This window comes from Fusobacterium sp. (genome assembly GCF_032477075.1).
Taxonomy (GTDB): domain Bacteria; phylum Fusobacteriota; class Fusobacteriia; order Fusobacteriales; family Fusobacteriaceae; genus Fusobacterium_A.
Genome location: NZ_JAWDXO010000001.1, coordinates 243,971 through 258,083, shown reverse-complemented (window position 1 = coordinate 258,083; position 14,113 = coordinate 243,971). Strand labels below are relative to the sequence as shown.

Genomic DNA, 14,113 nt, shown 5'->3' with positions numbered 1-14,113 from the left:
CTATTCAAACCAGAAAACAGACATATCATAGATAGAATACAAAAAGATGTAGATTTAAAATGGGAAAGACTTCTTAAAAGATGTGGAGAAGAAATTTAACTATGTATAAAATTTAATATAAAAGTGGGGCCTCAGGTCCCACTCATTTTTTGTGTCAAAAAATTATCAGAGGAGCCCTTAATTTATGAATATAAGAGTATTAAGTTCAAGTTATATAGGTGTAGAACCTTTTTTAGTAGAAACAGAAGTAGATATTAGTGGCGGACTTCCTTTCTTTTCAATAGTAGGCCTAGGAGATACTGCCATATCAGAAAGTAAGGATAGAGTAAGGACTGCTTTAAAAAATAGTGATTACAAAATGGAACCAAAAAAAATAATAGTAAATCTTTCTCCAGCTGGAATAAAAAAAGAAGGTGCCCAATTTGATCTCCCAATAGCTGTTGGTATAATGGTTGCCATGGGCTTTATAAAAGATAGAAATTCCATTCTTGATAACTATCTTTTTCTTGGAGAACTTTCTTTAGATGGAAAAATTAGAGGAGTAAAAGGAATAATAAATACAATGATTTTAGTAAAGGAAAAAGGATACAAGGGAGTAATTATTCCAAAAGATAATGTCCAAGAAGCTTCTCTTATTAAAGGAATAAATATTATTTCTGTTTCAACTTTAAAAGAAGTAGCTGATTTTATTTCTAAAGGTGAAGTAAAACTAGTGAATATAAATCCATTTTTTGAAGAAAAAAATTATAGTATTGATTTTTCAGAAGTAAAAGGACAGGCATTAGGAAAAAGAGGATTAGAAATTGCTGCTGCTGGTGGACATAACATAATATTAATAGGAAGCCCTGGTTCAGGAAAATCCATGCTTGCCAAACGAATGATGACTATTCTTCCTCCTATGAGTGAAGAAGAAATAATTGAGTCTACAAAAATATATAGCGTTGCTGGAGAGCTTAACAGTAAAAAACCAATAATCAGCCAAAGACCTTTTCGTTCTCCCCATCACACAAGCTCTCTCACTTCAATTATAGGTGGTGGAAAAAGGATAAAACCTGGTGAAATAAGTTTAGCCTCTAATGGAATATTATTATTAGATGAACTTGCAGAATTCCCTAGAAGTGTTTTAGAAAGTTTAAGACAGCCATTAGAAGATGGAATGGTTTCTATCACAAGAGCTCAATATAGAGTGGAGTTTTTGAGTACATTTCAACTTCTTGCTACAAGCAACCCTTGCTTTTGTGGAAATTATTATGAAGGTGCTTCGTGTACCTGTACTCAACATGAAGTAAATAAATATATGAAAAAACTTTCTGGTCCTATTATGGATAGAATTGATATTCATATTGAAATGAGAAGACTGTCAGAAGATGAATTGATGAATTCAGTTGAAGCAGAAAATTCAAACACTATAAAAGAAAGAGTCATGAAAGCTAGAGAAATTCAAAGAAAAAGATATAACAATGATCTTTTAAATGGAAATCTGGGACAAAAAGAAATAAAAAAATATTGTAAAATTGCAGATGAAGATAAAGAATATTTTAAAAATGCTATGAGAATAATGGAAATATCTGCAAGAGGTTATGATAAAATTCTGAAAGTAGCGAGAACCATTGCAGATTTGGATGAATGTAAAGATATAAAAAAACATCACTTAATGGAAGCTGTTTCTTTTAGAAAAAAATAAATTTAAATTCTATAACTATACATTTATTACTTCAGAAAAAACTTAGATTTATTATTTCATTTTTTTAAATAAATATTAGACATTTTTATATTAATAAATCAATTTATTCTAAAATTTTATTTATTTAGTAAATCTAAACTGCAACAAATAATTAATATTTGAAAAAAGTTTCATTATCATAAAAAAATTTGCTCAAAATATAAAAAATAAAGCAATTGATAAACTAGTGTCATATACACAGCAAAACTATGAAAGAGTTGAAGGATATCTAAAAAAATTAGTTCTTATTCATCCAGATTATTTTACTAACACTCAAGGCTAAAAAGAAGGCAGCTAAAATTTATAAAAGTTTTAACTGCCTTTTTCTTATTTTATTATATTGAAGTCTTTGTCCAATAAATGTTTTAATCTTAATTTACCACTTTTCAATTCTATAACCTCTGCATACTGAGCCCTTTGAAATCTATTTCCAGTTCCCTCCTGAAATAAATATGAATTAACACCTATATCTATAGTAGAATCATTTTGATGAAACTGAATAGAAAGTTCATTCTCTGATGATGGAAGATACTCTTTACTAACTTCCATGAATTCAGCTACTTTCAAATTATTTAGTCTAACTCTTATATATCCCTTTCTTAAATTTCTTGCTTCTCCTCTGGCTGACTCTGTAATATCATAATTAAGAATCATATAATCCCCCTGTATTAAAGAACGAGGATCAACAGGAGCTGTTTTTATATAGAAAGTTTTTTGTTTTAAATTTCTCTCCTCTTTTACTACTGAATACCCAAAAGCTATCATCAATAATAAGAGATTAAATACTACAAGTATTTTTTTCATAACTCTTCCCCCTTCTCCATTGCTTTATAGGTAATTTTAGATAAAATGAGAAATCCAAGAAATAATAAAACACTACTTTTTATCATAAGATAAGATTTTTCAAGAAGTGTTATATGAAGACTATAGTAATAAAATGATATTTCTCCTCCTAAAAATATTACTGCTGCTCCTATCATATATTTTTCATCTCTGTACATATATAAAAGAATCAACATTATTCCCAAGTTTACTCCATACATGCCCAAACAGAAGAAACTTAAAAATCCTACTAATACAGCTATAATAAAAAATGTAAAATAGTTTTTTCCAGCAAATATTTTATAGAGCAGTCCTAATGCTATTGCAAGTATTATTCCATTAACTATATATGAATCATAATAATTATATCTAAAAAGTGTACTCCTAACTACTATTGCTTGAATAAAAGCAATAATCTCTGCTCCTCTGGTTATTCTTTTTATTCTTTCTGTTTTTGCTATTTTCATTTTTTCATTACAGCAAGATACTAAGATAAAAATGAGTGGTATTACAAGTATCAATGTTTTTGAATATCCTCTTGTCCCTGGAAAAATCATTATTAATCCAGAAATTACTGCTGGAACAATTAAGAAATCTAAGATTTTGGAATGTCTTAAAATATAGAATCCTCCATATATTAACCAGCCTATTCCAACTATTGTTATTGTTGATAATCTCATTCTCTCTTGAAGATACACAAGAATTAAAGTCAACCCAGATACGAATGTTATTATTTCATTTTTTTCTTCTTTAAATTTTAAAATCTTTGGAAGAAAACAAGATGCTGTAAGAAGAAGTGCTCCTGCTACAAGAATTGCCTCTTCTCCAAGACTAAAGAAAGACATCAATAATGAGAAAAATGCTATTGTCAATATTACTAAAATTACTTTGAAAAAATTTAAAATAACTCTTACTGAATTTGAAGACAGATAATTTTTAGTAATAATTCTAATACTTCCTATAATAAGGCATATTATCAAAAAAATTCCAATAACACCTGATTCCACTCCAGATATTTCTCTTATTATATAAGAAGAAATAACAAAAGTCATTGAAACTATACTTATAATATTTAATCCTTGTTTCCTTATTACTTTTTTCCCAAGCAGAAAAAGCAATCCTATAAATACAACATATATCAATAAATAAAATGGTCCATATAAATCAAAATTTCTGTAATATCTCATACCTAAAACCTTCCAGAATATTCCTGCTGTCATTAGAGCTGTTGAAGAAAAAGCGAGGATATAGAAAAACCAATCTTTTACCTCTATTAACATTTTTTTTATCACAGCAATATAAATAAGAAAGAAAAATAAAATAATTATGGATCCTGTAATACATATCATTGTAAAATTTCCATACAATCTCATATAAAGCATTCCACTTATTGTAAAAACTGTTATGTTTAAAGTCCAAAGAGGATAAAATTTTTCTATAAAAGAAAAAATTAGTATAAATATCCCCCAATTTCTAAACAGTGTATATGGATCAGCTCCTGTTTGATATATCTGCCCAAATACAGCAAATAATGTCCCTATAAAAAATGATGATGAAAAAAGTGAAAGCTCTCTATATAATTTTTTATTTTGAAAAATAAACCAACCAATTATTCCCAATATAATCAAGGTCATTGGAATAGACATTTTGGTAAAATTTCCTATTTTATTCCAGTTATATGCAATAAAACATGATACCCCTGTAATAATAAATAATATAGAAAAATATAAAAAAGAATTTTTTAACTTATAAAGCATGTTGATTACCTCCTACTAAGACAGGAAAAATTATATTTTAGATATATTATACTATGCAAAAAGCAGACTTTAAAGTTTTACTTTAAAATCTGCCTTAAATCATAATTCTATTTACTCATTAAAATTATAGAACTTTTTGGTTTTACAAGATAATTTTTATCAATTAAAGCTTTTGTATCTTCTTTAAAATTTTCTTTTTCTGTCTTTGAAGTATCAACTAAAAGATGCCATTTTTTATTTTGTAAAACTGGAAGTTCAAATGTTAGCTCTCCATGGTAAGAATTCAAAGCTATATAAAATGATGTATCAGTTTCAATGTCATGAAGAACGAATGCTATGCTTAATGAATAGTATGAATAATCTGGAGAATTAAGTTTTACTCCATGAAGCGAAACATCACAATTTTCACATTCTGAAAGTTCTAAATAATTCTTTTTTCTAAATATAGAATATTTTTTACGAATTTTTATCATATTCTTTACAAAATTGGTTATTTCAGAAAATTTTATTCCTCTTTCCCAATCTAGCCATGTAGAACGATTATTCTGACAATAAGCATTATTATTTCCAAATTGTGTCCTTCCCATTTCATCTCCCATTAGCAGCATAGGAACTCCCTGAGAAATAAAAAGTATCAAAAACATATTTTTAATCTGTCTTTTTCTAACTTCAAGAATAGCAGGATTATCTGTACCACCTTCTACTCCATAATTATATGAATTATTATTGCTTTCTCCATCATTATTATTTTCTCCATTATTAAGATTATGTTTATTATTATAACTTACAAGATCCCACATTGTAAAACCATCATGACAAGTAACAAAATTTATATTACTCATTGGTCCTCTGTTATTTCTTTTAAAAATATCAGGACTTCCAAATATTCTCTTTAATAATTCAGGTATTAATCCAAACTCTCCTTTTATGAACTTCCTGACAACATCCCTGTATTTTCCATTCCATTCACTCCATCCTGCTGGCATATCTCCAACATAGTATCCTCCAAGATCCCAGCTTTCTGAAATTAATTTACAGTGTGACAAAATAGGATCTTGTACCAATTCATTCAGAAGAGAAATCTCATTCCATTGTCCATCTTCTCCTCTGCCAAGAATAGATGCCAAATCAAATCTAAATCCATCTACTCCCATTTCAAGATACCAATATCTTAAAGAATCTATTATAACATCTTTTACTACTTTATTGTTACAATTAAATGTATTTCCACATCCTGAATAATTTTTATATTGTGCATCTTTATTTTCAAGCATATAGAAGGTTTTATTATCCATTGCTTTAAAATTATATACCTTTCCTCCATTTCCACCTTCAGCAGTATGATTATATACCACATCTAAAATTACTTCTATTCCATGCTCATGAAGAGCTTTTACTAATTCTTTAAATTCAACTACTTCACTATCAGAATCTAAAGTTTGATTTTTGGAAAATTTTTTAGTTGGTGCAAAAAAGCCTATTGGATTGTATCCCCATATATTTTTTAATTTTGCTCCATTTGTTATTCCAATATTACCTGTAAAATCATCCCATTCATATATTGGTAAAAACTCTACTGCTGTTATTCCTAATTCTTTCAAATATGGTATTTTTTCTATAAATCCACTATAAGTTCCTGGAAATTTTACCATTGAATTAAAATTTTGAGTAAAAAGTTTTATATGTACTTCATAAATGATTGTATCTTCTAACTCTATATTTAAATGTTTTGTTCGCATATGATCTTTCTTTACAACTATACTTTTTCTTCTTGAATAATTTTTATTATTTGTATAAGATAGTGCATAAGGATCTAATAAGTCAGTAGAGTCATCTAATTTCCAAGTATATAAAGTTTTGGCAGAAACACCTTTTAAATATATATGCCATATATTTCCTGTTTTATTCATAGTCGGATCTAAAATAAAACTTTTTTTAGGAACTAAATCTGAACCTGAATTATAAATATTTAAAACTACTTTCTTTTTATTTTTAGCAAATATTGCAAAATTAATTCCTTCATTTTCTACGGTTACTCCTAATTTAGGAACTCCAACTTCCCAAATACACATATGTTCTCCTTTAAAATTTTTTTCCATATAATTAAATTATATAATGCAGCTACAAAAAAGTCAATTCATAGATCAAAATCCCAATTTTCTTAAAGTTAAATTTATATTTTAATAATATTTATGATAAAATATATTGAACAGAAATGAAAAGATTATAATCCATAAGGAGGAATCATGAATAAGATGATAAAATTTTTTATAATAACAGTTATTATTTTCAAATTAGTTCCTAATTCATATTCTGCTGAAAATTATCAAAATGAAATCCTAAAATATGTAAATCAAGAAAGAAAGACTAAAAAACTTGCACCTCTTATTATGAATGAAAAATTAAATAAAATAGCAATAAAAAAAGCTGCAGATATGGCCAAAGAAGAAAAGCTTTCTCATGATAGTAAAAACTTTGGAATTACTTTCAATTTGATAAAAAATGAAAATATAAAATATAAATCAGCTGCTGAAAATATAGCAAAATGGCATGATACTCCAGAATTTGTTATGGAAAGATGGATGCAGTCTAAAGGACATAGAGATAATATATTAAATAAAAATTATAATGAGATAGGAATAGGAAAAGCTGCAGATAAAAATGGAAAAAATTACTGGGTACAGATATTTATTGAGAAAAAGAAATGATGCTGGGCTTTTCCTTACAAATATTGTATTGACTTTTCTTGTTGAAAACTCTATAATTGTGGAATAACACTTAATTTAAAACAATTTTGTTTTTTATATAATGAATTAGATTTAAATACCGATTTAACGTAATAAAATACATCTTTATATCTAGTTTAACTATTTCGTTTTTTCAATATTAAAATTTTACTTACCTAAAACATTATTTAAAGACCAAAAATCAAATTTAAACATGATTTTATCATGATAACAATATGTGAGGGAATAATGAGGATATTATCATTTATATATTATTTAATAACTTCTTTTAGAAACTTTCTCTATGATAAAGGAATACTTCCTGCTAAAAAAATATCTGGTGTTGAAATAATATGTATAGGAAATATAACAGTTGGCGGAACAGGAAAGACTCCTGCAGTTCAATATTTTACTAAAAAACTCCAAAAAATGGGAAGAAAAGTAGCAGTAGTTTCTAGAGGATATAGAGGAAAAAGAAAAAGGGAGCCTCTTCTAGTTAGTGATGGACGAGAAATATTTGCCACTACTAGAGAAAGTGGAGATGAACCATTCATCCATGCTCTCAATTTAAAAGTGCCTGTTATTGTGAGTTCTAATAGGTATAAAGGATGCTTATTTGCTAAAAAACATTTTGGAATTGATACAATAGTTCTTGATGATGGTTTTCAGCATAGAAAACTTTCAAGAGATAGGGATATAGTGCTTATAGATGCAACAAATCCTTTTGGATGGGGAGAGCTGCTTCCTAAAGGAATGTTGAGAGAAGATTTCAAAAAGGCTGCAAAAAGAGCTAGTGAATTTATAATAACAAAATCTGATCTTGTTAGTGATAGAGAAGTAGAGAGAATAAAAAAATACTTAAGAAAAAAATTAGAAAAAGAGGTTTCGACAGCTAAACATGGAGTAACCTCACTTTGTGATTTAAAAGGAAATCCTAAACCTCTTTTTTGGATAAAAGGAAAAAGAGTTCTTTTATTTTCAGGTTTAGCCAATCCGCTAAATTTTGAAAAAACAGTTATATCGTTAGAGCCATCTTATATAGAGAGGGTCGATTTTATGGACCATCATAATTTTAAAAAAAGAGATATCGAACTTATCCAAAAAAGAGCAGACAGTATGCAAGCATCTTTTATTATAACAACTGAAAAAGATCTTGTGAAACTTCCTAGAGATTTAAATATTGAAAATCTTTTTGTATTAAAAATAGAATTTACAGTTTTAGAGGATAACAGTCTCAAAGATATTGGAGGAAAAATAGATAATGAGTAATGATAAAATATTTACAATAATAAAAGAAAAAAATAAAAAAGAGATAATTCATATGCTTGAAACAAATGGAAAAATAAAAACGCTCTCATTTTTTGCAGAAGTATTAAATAAAAGAACATACTTTACATTAAGTAGTGATGGGATAATTAAAAGAAATGAATTAAATTTTATTCTTCCAATATTTGCTTTTTCTAATGATTTTGATTATCTAGCTGATTCTATAATTAATTTTTCTGATTTAAAAGAAAGAGAGAAAATAAGCAATATTTCTAGACTTTCAAATATAAAAATACCAAAACTTAAAGAAAAACTAATAAAAACACTATGTAATGGAAATCTTGATTTTTCTAAAAAATATGGAAAAGAACTTTTTTTAAGAGATAGAGAAGAATTTTATAAAATAATTTTAGAGTTTAGTTTTTTAGGCGATATGAAAAGTTTAAAGGCTCTTTTAATTCTTTCTTTCAAAAAACTTTTTGAAAATAAAGAATATGAAGAAAATGTATTTTTCCTTTTGATTTGTTTTATTACTAAATATAGAGATAATTTCTATTTCTATGAAAATTGTCAACATAGCAATATTATCAGCCTTGAAAAACTAAAAGAAAATATATTATCTAATAAAGAACTTTCAGAAAGTAGGGAAGGTCTTGAAATCTTTTCTACACTAAAAGCATTAGAAATGTATAATTTTAAAAATTTTGATAAATTTTTATCAAAAATAGTTGATGAAATTAGAATGATGAAAAATTTAACTGCCTTAGATGAAACTACCAAGAAATTAACAGCAGCTTTTTTATAAGGGGGAAAAATAATGTTAGAGTACTTCAACAATAAACTCATAACTACAATAGAAGGGAAACATTCAAAAGAAGAAATATTACAAATATTAGTAGAGCTCATTAGGAAAAATACTGATATTTTAGATAACGAAACTAATTTCTATGATAATATTTTATCTAGAGAAAAAATAGGAAGTACAGGAATAGGTATGGGAATAGCTTTACCCCATGCTAGATGTGAAAATATAAAAAAAATAGTAGTTGCAATAGGACTTTTAAAAGAAAGTATAGACTTCCATTCTCTTGATGGAGAAAATGTAAAACTTGTAGTTCTAGTTGGAGCACCAAAAACATCTGCAAAAGAGTATTTAACTCTTGTTTCTGATTTAGTCAGAGCTTTTAGAAATCCTAAAACTAGAACATCTATTTTTGAAGCTGTTGATAAGCAAGAGCTTATTGGTATATTAGCGGAGTTAAAAAAGTGAAGATAGGTATATATGGTGGTAGTTTCAATCCTGTTCACAATGGACATCTGAATATAGTAAAATATGTTCTTAATGAATTAAAGCTTGATAAAATAATTGTTATCCCTGTTGGTAGACCATCACATAAGGCTGATAATTTAGAACTGGGCGCGTTAAGAATTGAAATGTGCAAAGCAGCTTTTGAAAATCTTCATAATGTAGAAGTTTCAGATATTGAAACTGATAAAGACAAAATTTCATATACAATAAATACTTTAAAAAAAATCATAAAAATATATGGTAAAAAAAACGATTTTTATGAAATAATAGGAGAAGATTCTGCTTATCATTTTAAAGAATGGAAAAATTATGAAGAAATACTTCAATTAAGTAAAGTTGTTGTTCTTAGGAGAAAAGGATACATTGGAGAAATTCAGCATGAAAATATGATTTACCTTGAAAGTCCTTTTTTTAATGTTTCTTCTACTGAAATAAGAGAAAAAATTAAAAATAAAATAGATATTACTAATCTTGTTCCTAAAAAAGTTAAAAAAATCATAGAAAAAAATAATCTATACAAATAATTTTTATCTTGAAAGGAGAATAATGAAACTATTTGTTATATCAGATATTCATGGATCATTATATTATTTAAAAAAAGTTATGAAAATATTTGAAAGAGAACAATGTGATAAAATACTTATCCTTGGAGATGAGCTTTATCATGGCCCTAGAAATCCTCTTCCCAGAGATTATTCACCTAAGGAAGTAATAGAAATATTAAATAAATATAAGGAAAAAATAATTGCTGTCAGAGGAAACTGTGATAGTGAAGTGGATCAAATGGTACTTAATTATCCTATCATGAGTGATTATAATATTTTATTTTGGAATAACAAAAAGATAATAATGACACACGGACACATTTTTAATAAAGATAATCCTCTACCTATGGAGGATGGAGATATACTTTTATATGGTCATTTCCATATTCCAATAGTAGAAAAAACAGATGAAAAAATATTTTTAAATCCTGGCTCTATATCTTTGCCTAAAGAAAATTTTGAAAATAGTTATGGCATTTTTCACAATGATTATTTTATTATAAAAAATCTTGAAGAAAAAATTATAAAAAAATTAAAATTATGATTTTTGTTAAACAAGATTTAACAGAGTTAATAACAGAGAGACTTTGACTATATCATATGTCTTTCTGTTTTTTATTTTTTGTATTTTTTATAGTGTGCACAATAAAAAAGAGTTGAAATATTTTTAAAACTGTGGTAAATATAATATTAACAACAAATATTATTAATTGCACTTTTAAATAGTGAACACTATATAAAAGGAGGAAAAAATTTGATATTAACCGAAAGACAGAAAGAAATTATAGATATTGTAAAAAAATATCAACCTATTACAGGAAAAGAGATTGGAGAAAGATTATATCTTACAAGATCAGCTTTAAGAACTGATTTTTCCATACTTACAAGAATGAAAATATTAGAATCTAAACCTAAAATTGGATACAGCTACATTGAAAAAAAAGATTCTGAAAAAGTAAAGGATATCATGGGACCTTCTATTACTGTTGACACTAATCTTTCAGTTTATGAAACTATACTTAATATATTCTCTAAAGATGTAGGAACTATTTTTATAACTGAACAAGATTCATTAGTAGGAGTTGTTTCTAGAAAAGATCTTTTAAAAATAGCTATTGGAAGAACTGATATAGAAAAAATTCCAATAAATATCATAATGACCAGAATGCCTAACATAATTTATGCTGAAGAAAATGAAACAATTCTTGAAAGTGTAAAAAAACTCATTAAACACCAAATAGACTCACTTCCTGTAGTTAGAATCGAAGAAAAAGGTGGTAAAAAAATCTATCATACGGTGGGACGTTTGACTAAAACTAATATAACAAAATTATTCATGGAAACTTTATCTAAGAATTAAGGAGGAAAAATGAAAAAAGTTTATGCATTTAATGAAGGTGGCAAAGATTTAACAAACATATTAGGAGGAAAGGGAGCTAACCTTTCTGAAATGAAAAAAATAGGACTTCCTATACCAGAAGGTATTATTGTTTCTACTACTGCATGTAAAGAATTTTTTAAAGATGGAAAAAAGATAACAAAAGAATTAGAAAGTGAAATTTTAGAAAAATTAGAATATTTACAAGAAATAACTGGAAAAAGATTTGAAGGTGAAAATCCTCTATTGGTATCTGTCAGATCAGGTGCTCCTGTTTCTATGCCAGGTATGATGGATACTATATTAAATCTTGGAATGAATGATAATACAGCAGAGAAGATGATAACTATATTTAAAGATAAAGTTTTTGTTTATGAATTATATTGTAGATTTATTCAAATGTTCTCTGAAATAGTAATGGGAATAGAAAAAGAGCACTTCTTCAAATTAAAAGAACAACTTTTTGCTGAAAAAAAAGATGAAGATAAAATAGAAACATATAAAATGGTAATTAAGGCCTCTAAGGAATTATACAAAAAAGAAACTGGAAAGGATTTCCCTGAATCACCAAAAGATCAATTGTTTATGGCTGTAAATGCTATATTTAATTCTTGGGAAAATGATAGAGCAATTCTTTATAGAAAAATAAATGGTATAGATGATTCAATGGGTACTGCTGTTGTAATTCAGGAAATGGTATTTGGTAACCTTAATGAAATATCTGGTACAGGTGTTGCTTTTTCTAGAAATCCTTCTAATGGAGAAAATGAAGTATTTGGAGAATACCTATTAAAAGCTCAAGGAGAGGATATTGTTGCTGGTATAAGAACTCCTGAACCTATATCTAAATTGAAAGAACAGCTTCCTAAAATTTATGATCAATTTATTAAACTTGCTAAAATTCTTGAAGATCATAATAAAGATATGCAAGATATTGAATTCACTATTGAAAATGGTAAACTATATCTTCTTCAAACAAGAAATGGTAAAAGAAGTCCTTATGCAGCAGTAAAAATTGCTGTTGATATGGTTAATGAAGGAATTGTTACTAAAGAAGAAGCTATAATGAAAGTAGATCCTAATGTACTCCCTCAACTATTACATGGAAACTTTGATCCAGAGGCTACTAAAACTGCTGTTCTTCTTGGAAAAGGACTTCCTGGATCAGCTGGAGTTGCAATAGGAAGAGTAATGTTTGCTTCTGAAAGAGTTGAAACTAGAGCTCTTTCTATCCTTGTAAGGGAAGAAACTTCTCCAGAAGATATCAAAGGAATTAGTCTTGCTCAAGGAATTGTAACTGTAAAAGGTGGAGCTACATCACATGGAGCAGTTGTAGCAAGAGGTATGGGTAAATGTTGTGTTACTGGTTGTGGAGAGATACAAATCAATGATATAAAAAGAGAAATGTATATTGGTGGTTACACAGTTAAAGAAGGAGATTTCATATCTATAAGCGGATACACTGGTGAAATTTTCTTAGGTAAAGTAAAGCTTACTGAACCACAATTTGATGATAACCTTAAAAAATTTGTTTCTTGGTGTAAAGAAATAAAAAGAATGGGTGTAAGAATGAATGCTGACACTCCTGCTGATGCTTTTCTTGGAAAAGGTTTTGGAGCAGAAGGAATTGGACTTTGCAGAACTGAACATATGTTCTTCCAAAAAGATAAAATATGGACTATCAGAGGAATGATTATGAGTGATAATCCTGAAGAAAGAGCAGAAGCTTTGAAAAAAATGCTTGAAATGCAAAGAGAAGATTTCTATAACATCTTCAAAATAGTTGGGGATGAAATAGTAATTGTTAGACTTCTTGATCCACCTCTGCACGAATTTTTACCAAAAGAATCAAAAGATAAAGAAAAAATGGCTGAAATATTAAATCTTCCTCTAATAGAAATTGAAAGAAGGATAAGAAATATGAAGGATGAAAATCCAATGCTAGGACACAGAGGATGCAGACTTGCTGTTACTTACCCTGAAATCTATAATACTCAAGCTAGAGCTATAATTGAAGCTGCTATTCAATGTGAAAAAGAGGGAATAAAAGTTAAACCAGAAATTATGATTCCTCTTATTATTGGTGTTGGAGAACTTAAATTTGTTAAAGGTAATATTAAAACTGAAATAGATAAAGTTTTTGAAGAGCAAGGTATGAAAGTAGAATATAAAATAGGAACAATGATGGAAACTCCGAGAGCTTGTCTTCTTGCAGATGAAATAGCTGGTGAAGCTGAATTTTTCTCATTTGGAACTAACGACCTTACTCAAACTACAATGGGACTTTCTAGGGATGACTCTGTTAAATTTATGGATGAATATCATGAACATGGAATTTTCAAACTTGAACCATTTGCTTCTATAGATGTAAGAGGAGTTGGAAAGCTTGTGAAGCTTGGTGTAGAGCTAGGTAAAAAAGCTAATCCTGAACTTGAAATAGGTATCTGTGGTGAACATGGTGGAGATCCTAAGAGTATTAATTTCTTTGAAGAAACTGGACTTGACTATGTAAGTTGTTCTCCATTTAGAGTATTAGTAGCAACTGTAGCTGCTGCTCAAAGCCATATCAAAAGTAAAAAATAGAAAA

The 14,113-nt window shown here is 27.6% G+C and carries 12 protein-coding genes; 9 read left to right on the top strand and 3 right to left on the bottom strand.

Annotated elements, in window-relative coordinates; all coding sequences use genetic code 11:
• Positions 1–184 precede the first annotated feature (184 nt).
• Positions 185–1,684, top strand: a complete 1,500-nt coding sequence (locus E6771_RS01210) for a YifB family Mg chelatase-like AAA ATPase (protein ID WP_316089035.1) — start codon at positions 185–187, stop codon at positions 1,682–1,684.
• A 366-nt stretch (positions 1,685–2,050) separates the two neighbouring features.
• On the opposite strand, the gene E6771_RS01205 is transcribed toward E6771_RS01210, so the two are convergent.
• From E6771_RS01205 to E6771_RS01195, 3 genes are all read right to left on the bottom strand, one after another.
• Positions 2,051–2,527, bottom strand: coding sequence for a GDYXXLXY domain-containing protein (locus tag E6771_RS01205; RefSeq protein WP_316089034.1), 477 nt, complete (start codon positions 2,525–2,527; stop codon positions 2,051–2,053).
• Positions 2,524–4,302 (bottom strand): DUF4401 domain-containing protein, encoded by a 1,779-nt coding sequence (locus tag E6771_RS01200; protein ID WP_316089033.1) that lies wholly within the window; start codon positions 4,300–4,302, stop codon positions 2,524–2,526. Before E6771_RS01200 ends, E6771_RS01205 begins: the two co-directional genes overlap by 4 nt.
• A gap of 107 nt (positions 4,303–4,409) precedes the next feature.
• Positions 4,410–6,374, bottom strand: coding sequence for an isoamylase (locus tag E6771_RS01195; RefSeq protein ID WP_316089031.1), 1,965 nt, complete (start codon positions 6,372–6,374; stop codon positions 4,410–4,412).
• Between the two features lie 174 nt (positions 6,375–6,548).
• Between E6771_RS01195 and E6771_RS01190 the strand changes: the two genes are divergently transcribed.
• The 8 genes from E6771_RS01190 (at position 6,549) to ppdK (ending at position 14,109) form a co-directional block, all read left to right on the top strand.
• On the top strand, positions 6,549–7,010 hold the full coding sequence (locus E6771_RS01190) for a CAP domain-containing protein (RefSeq protein ID WP_316089030.1): 462 nt from the start codon (positions 6,549–6,551) through the stop codon (positions 7,008–7,010).
• A 267-nt stretch (positions 7,011–7,277) separates the two neighbouring features.
• A complete protein-coding gene (gene lpxK, locus E6771_RS01185; protein WP_316089028.1) occupies positions 7,278–8,297 on the top strand; it encodes a tetraacyldisaccharide 4'-kinase in 1,020 nt (339 codons plus the stop codon).
• Positions 8,290–9,099 carry a hypothetical protein gene (locus E6771_RS01180; protein WP_316089026.1) on the top strand — a complete coding sequence of 270 codons (810 nt, stop codon included), beginning with the start codon at positions 8,290–8,292 and terminating at the stop codon, positions 9,097–9,099. The genes lpxK and E6771_RS01180 overlap by 8 nt, the downstream gene beginning before the upstream one ends.
• A 12-nt stretch (positions 9,100–9,111) precedes the next feature.
• Positions 9,112–9,564 carry a PTS sugar transporter subunit IIA gene (locus tag E6771_RS01175; protein ID WP_316089025.1) on the top strand — a complete coding sequence of 151 codons (453 nt, stop codon included), beginning with the start codon at positions 9,112–9,114 and terminating at the stop codon, positions 9,562–9,564.
• Positions 9,561–10,127 carry a nicotinate-nucleotide adenylyltransferase gene (gene nadD / locus E6771_RS01170; protein ID WP_316089024.1) on the top strand — a complete coding sequence of 189 codons (567 nt, stop codon included), beginning with the start codon at positions 9,561–9,563 and terminating at the stop codon, positions 10,125–10,127. Before E6771_RS01175 ends, nadD begins: the two co-directional genes overlap by 4 nt.
• 22 nt (positions 10,128–10,149) lie before the next feature.
• Positions 10,150–10,692, top strand: a complete 543-nt coding sequence (yfcE, locus tag E6771_RS01165) for a phosphodiesterase (protein ID WP_316089023.1) — start codon at positions 10,150–10,152, stop codon at positions 10,690–10,692.
• Between the two features lie 210 nt (positions 10,693–10,902).
• The gene (locus E6771_RS01160) at positions 10,903–11,508 is read left to right on the top strand and encodes a CBS domain-containing protein (protein ID WP_316089021.1); all 606 of its coding nucleotides are present in this window, start codon (positions 10,903–10,905) and stop codon (positions 11,506–11,508) included.
• A 9-nt stretch (positions 11,509–11,517) separates the two neighbouring features.
• Positions 11,518–14,109: a pyruvate, phosphate dikinase gene (gene ppdK, locus E6771_RS01155; protein WP_316089020.1), complete on the top strand. Its 2,592-nt coding sequence runs from the start codon at positions 11,518–11,520 to the stop codon at positions 14,107–14,109.
• Positions 14,110–14,113 lie beyond the last annotated feature (4 nt).